Origin of the sequence: Gelidibacter sp. (assembly GCF_039916245.1) — a bacterium.
Lineage (GTDB): Bacteria > Bacteroidota > Bacteroidia > Flavobacteriales > Flavobacteriaceae > Gelidibacter.
The window spans coordinates 1-4,120 of record NZ_JBDSLS010000037.1; the positions used below are offsets into that span (position 1 = coordinate 1).

The following is a 4,120-nucleotide window of genomic DNA, read 5'->3' on the forward strand; positions in this document are numbered from 1 at the left end:
GCCGGGTTGGATTCGTATGTCCATTCATCCGACGACAACGACCGCAGAAACGGTTTATTTTTGTGAAAGTTTAAAAGCACTTGCTGAAAATCACAAGGAATGGGCGAATGATTATGAATACATCGGAGCTACTAATGAGTTTGTACACAAATCGACTTTAGTTGAGGATAAGTATGAACTTCCGGTGGATGGGTGGTTTGAGTTGTAATTAGCCGATTTTTTTTAGATACATCACATGGATTGCACTGATTTTTTTGACACTAATTTCACTAAATTTCACAAATAGATTATTGGGATTATTCGAATTTCCTTTGCGTAACTTTGTGTTTTTCTTTGTGTAACTCTGTGAAATAGCTTTTGCAGAATGCTAATTGCTCTATTTTATGGAAAGCAGATGGCGCTGATTTCTTATGAATTCAGCTGATTTTTTTGGACACGAATTTCACTAATTTTCACAAATAGATTACGGGAATTTATTCGAATTCTCTTTGTGTAACTCTGTGTTTCCTCCGTGTAACTCTGTGGAATAGCTTCTCCATAATGCTAATCAAACGACCCAATAGATCGTTGACCTGCCCGTCCGTTCAGGCGGGTGACGCTGATTTCTTATGATTTTAGCTGATTTTTTTGATACTGATTTCACGGATTAGAACTGAGTTTTTTAGACAGAAATTTCACTAATCGCCATAAAATAAAGATTCATTAAAACGTTGCGCCTTTGCGTCTCTGCGCCTCTGCGAGAGAAATTAATCTTTGTGTAACTTTGTGTTTTCCTTTGTGTAACTCTGTGGAATAGCTTTTGCAGAATGCTAATTGCTCTATTTAATGGAACGCAGATGACGCTGATTTCTTATGATTTTAAATGATATTTTTGGGGAATAATTTCAAGCATCACTATAAAATAACGCTTGATTAAAACTTTGCGCCTCTGCGCCTCTGCGAGAGACATCAAGCTTTCTCGTGAAATTCCACCGGCACCTTATCCCTGTGTTTCCATCGTCTATGCGTCCATAAATAATATTGAGGCGCTTCATAGATTTGCTGCTCGACTTTTTTAGTAAAGATATCCGTGATTTCGTAATTAGGGTAATCATTCGGATTTTGTGCAAGCAATTCAAAAGTGGTCTCGTAATACCCACGTTTTAGACGTTTTACCTTAAAGAAAACGACCGACATATCCAGTCGTTTTGCTAACATTTCAGCGCCCGTATGAATTGGTACTTTAATGCCCATAAATTCATTCCAATGAAAGGCTTTGGATACCATTGGTGATTGGTCGGATACAAAACCATTGATGGTCAATTCGCCGTTTCGTTTTGATCTTGTCAAAACAGGGATGGTCTCTTTTGTGGTGATTAAGGTGCTGTTATATTTGGCACGAATCCGTTTAACCAAAGCATCAAAATATTTATTGCCCAAGCGGCTGTAAACGGCGTAACCTTTATGTGACACGTACTTTTGAAGAATGAAAATCCACTCCCAACTTCCGTAATGCCCACACATCAATACAACACTTCGGTTTTGCTTTTCAAGATCATTGATCAATTCCACATTAGCGAAAGTGAAGCGTTCTCTCATTGATTTTTCCGAAATGGTCAAGGATTTTATGGCTTCCACCATCATATCACAAAAATGATGGTAAAATTTCTCCGTGATATCGTTTATTTCAGCTTCTGGTTTATCAGGAAAAACCAGTCTTAAATTATCCTGAACTACTTTTTTGCGATAGCCCACAAGTTTGTAGATCAGTATATAAAGTCCATCAGAAAAGGCGTAAAGTAATCGGAATGGTAGAATTGAAATCAGCCAAATAAGCGGATATACCAAGATGTAAACAAGAAATTGCATTTTTTAATATTAGATTTGCAGCTGCAAAGATATACTTAAATATAATTTATAGAGGTTTATGGGTAATTTAGATTTGGTCACCATTATTGTAATTGCGGCAAATGCCATCATTTCATTTAAAGGATTTAATGATTTCAGTTTCTTTGAGCGTTATAAGTTCAACGTTGGTGGGATTAGGCGTGGTGAAAAAATCAGAATATTTAGTTCAGGTTTTTTGCATGTGGATACGATGCACCTTTTCTTCAATATGTTTACCCTTTACTTTTTTGCACCGGTAGTCATTTATCATTTAGGCACACTCTACTTTTTAATTATATACATTGTCAGTTTGATTTTAGGGAATTTACTGTCACTTTATTTCCATAAGGATGAATATCATTACAGTGCCGTAGGAGCAAGCAGTGCTGTAACCGGGGTGCTGTATTCTGCTATTTTATTGCAGCCAAATATGCAGTTGGGAATTTTGTTTATTCCGTTGCCAATTCCTGCTTATGTATTTGGAATTTTGTATTTATTGTACTCCATTTATGGCATGAAAAAACAATTGGGAAATATTGGCCATGATGCGCATTTTGGTGGTGCTATTGGAGGTTATGTGGTCACTTTAATACTTCTGCCTACGCTTTTTCAAACCGATTTATTGATGGTTTTTTTGTTGGCAGTCCCAATTATTATATTGTTTGTGATGCATAAAATGGGGAAGCTCTAAGTTTTTATTACTTTAAGTCCATTTTAAATTTTTAGACTTTACTTAAGCTAAACCGATATTATAGATAGCTACTTCGTGTAACTAATAAAATATCCACAGATTAGATCCACATACATTTGTGAAAATTCGTGTAATTCGTGTCAAAAAAATTGATAAAACAAATCCCTACTGCACTGCCTACAACAGGAATCATTTAATCCAAAAGCTCCGCAATTTTCGCTTCTAATGCAGCATCTCTCAAGTTTTTGGCAACAATGGTTCCTGAAGCATCTAAAATATAGGTAGCAGGAATAGAGTTTATGTGATACAGTTTTGCGATGGGATCATTAAAGTAGTTAAGATTCGACACATGATGCCAGGTCAATTTATCGTCCTCAATAGCTTTTAGCCATTTATCTTTTTGTCCAGGTCTATCCAAAGAAACGTTGATAATTTCTAAGCCTTTTTCATGATATTTTTGATAGATTCTTACCACATTCGGATTTTCCTTTCTGCATGGGCCGCACCACGAGGCCCAAAAATCGATAATCGTAACTTTACCTCTGATGTCACTGAGTGCAATGGTGTATCCTTCAGGATTTGGTGCAGAAAAGTTCGGTGCTTCTTGACCAATGTTTAAGCTATTGGATTTAGCGGCTTGGAGTTTTATTATTTCCAATTGACCTAAAAAACGCTTGCCGTAGTCCGTCGATTTTAGGTCTGGTTTTAATGCTTTGTAATACTTTTCAATAGTTTCAAAATCTGCATTAGGCGCGAGAAGTAAAGATTCCAACAGGGCTAGTGAAAAATAATTGTCAGGATGAGCGCTTACAAATTCCAAAGGAAAGTCTGTCAATTCCTTATTCAGATTTCTTATTTGTGTTGCAATTTTCGCTTTTCCTTCAGAGTCATCAGATTTTAGAAGGGCCTTATTTTTACTAAGCAGGTCATCGCGGGCATCAGATAATTTATTAAAATGCTTGGTGTAAATGCTCAGCGCTTCGTTGGATTTTGAACCTGAAATGGTTGACTTGGCAAGGTCGTCTGTATTTGCAAAAATAACAAAGTCCTTATTTTCAATCATCAACGGGAAACTGCCCTCCACACTATTAATGGTGAGATACCAGAGTTGCGGGACATTCGTTTTGCCTTCAAAGGTGAACTTTTCATCAAAAACTATGGCGGTGTCATGAATAGTTTCGCCTCTTTGAGTGTCGATAGTTTTCAAATAAGCCCTTACGCCATTATAGACTCCAGGGGCTGTTCCGTTGATATTATAACCGTCATTTTCAATTTTTGAATCGGATTTACAGGATGTCAATAGGAGGCATAAAACTATTATACTAAGCGCTTTATTCATAAGGATGTTTATATGAGATTGCAAATATAATAAGTTATGTAAGTTTAAAAGTATAGGTCTTAATTGCAAATGCCTAAGTAAATCTGGTTTATGTGTTAAAGATGGCATATTTACAATATTTTTGCAGTAAAATGATGCTTTATGATTGCTAATGATACTATAGTTGCCTTGGCCACAGCTTCTGGAAGCGGTGCCATTGCGGTGATACGACTTTCGGGAAAAGA

3 protein-coding genes and 1 pseudogene are annotated in these 4,120 nt (G+C 36.5%); 2 read left to right on the forward strand and 2 right to left on the reverse strand.

Going from position 1 to position 4,120, the window contains the following annotated elements; translation table 11 throughout:
- A pseudogene (locus ABIQ28_RS01920) lies at window positions 1-208 on the forward strand (selenocysteine lyase); the annotation flags it as partial.
- A gap of 740 nt (window positions 209-948) precedes the next feature.
- Here ABIQ28_RS01920 and ABIQ28_RS01925 read toward each other — a convergent pair.
- The gene (locus ABIQ28_RS01925; RefSeq protein ID WP_348035064.1) at window positions 949-1,848 is read right to left on the reverse strand and encodes a lysophospholipid acyltransferase family protein; all 900 of its coding nucleotides are present in this window, start codon (window positions 1,846-1,848) and stop codon (window positions 949-951) included.
- 58 nt (window positions 1,849-1,906) lie between these two features.
- Between ABIQ28_RS01925 and ABIQ28_RS01930 the strand changes: the two genes are divergently transcribed.
- The gene (locus ABIQ28_RS01930) at window positions 1,907-2,557 is read left to right on the forward strand and encodes a rhomboid family intramembrane serine protease (RefSeq protein ID WP_348035065.1); all 651 of its coding nucleotides are present in this window, start codon (window positions 1,907-1,909) and stop codon (window positions 2,555-2,557) included.
- Between the two features lie 193 nt (window positions 2,558-2,750).
- On the opposite strand, the gene ABIQ28_RS01935 is transcribed toward ABIQ28_RS01930, so the two are convergent.
- Window positions 2,751-3,896 carry a TlpA disulfide reductase family protein gene (locus tag ABIQ28_RS01935; RefSeq protein WP_348035066.1) on the reverse strand — a complete coding sequence of 382 codons (1,146 nt, stop codon included), beginning with the start codon at window positions 3,894-3,896 and terminating at the stop codon, window positions 2,751-2,753.
- Window positions 3,897-4,120 lie beyond the last annotated feature (224 nt).

What these genes read in the sequence shown, in the direction of transcription:
- ABIQ28_RS01925 (WP_348035064.1), bottom strand. Translation starts at nt 1,848, where the DNA reads ATGCAATTTCTTGTTTACATCTTGGTATATCCGCTTATTTGGCTGATT.
- ABIQ28_RS01930 (WP_348035065.1), top strand. Translation starts at nt 1,907, where the DNA reads ATGGGTAATTTAGATTTGGTCACCATTATTGTAATTGCGGCAAATGCC.
- ABIQ28_RS01935 (WP_348035066.1), bottom strand. Translation starts at nt 3,896, where the DNA reads ATGAATAAAGCGCTTAGTATAATAGTTTTATGCCTCCTATTGACATCC.